We start from the raw sequence: 558 nt of genomic DNA on the forward strand, positions 1-558 counted from the left end.
TTGGGCTGTAACGAAAGGCATTGGTGAGGAAATTCTGCACCACACGGCGCAACAATTTAGGGTCCGATTTCACCATTAGAGAAGATGGGATCATAGTGAACTCGATCCCCTGTTGTTTGGCCAATGCGCTGAATTCCGCATTGAGGTTCGCCAGAACATCGTTGACCGCGAAGCCATGCACATTGACTTCCAACTTACCCGATTCCAAACGCGAAATATCCAGCAAATCTCCGATCAAATCTTCTGCCGCGCCTAACGCACTTTCGATGTGTGCCGACAACTTGCGGGTTTCGCTGTCTTTGGCTACTTCAGAAAGTGAAGACGCAAACAAACGGGCGGCATTGAGCGGCTGCATCAAGTCGTGACTCACGGCCGCTAAAAAACGCGATTTCGATTTCGATTCCAAATCCGAACGCTGCGTCGCTGCCACTAGCTGTTTGTTGAGTTGCTCCAACTCTCTGGTGCGCGCGCGCACTCGCTCTTCTAACGTTTCATTGGCGTCTTTCAGCGCTTGCTCGGCATCGCGGAATACGGTGATGTCCGTAAAGCTCATTACAA

1 protein-coding gene is annotated in these 558 nt (G+C 51.1%); it reads right to left on the reverse strand.

Going from position 1 to position 558, the window contains the following annotated elements; all coding sequences use genetic code 11:
* On the reverse strand, positions 1-558 hold a 558-nt coding region (locus R7E78_RS29285; protein WP_318059040.1), incomplete at both ends, for a HAMP domain-containing sensor histidine kinase.

This window comes from Vibrio sp. YT-19(2023), assembly GCF_033337395.1.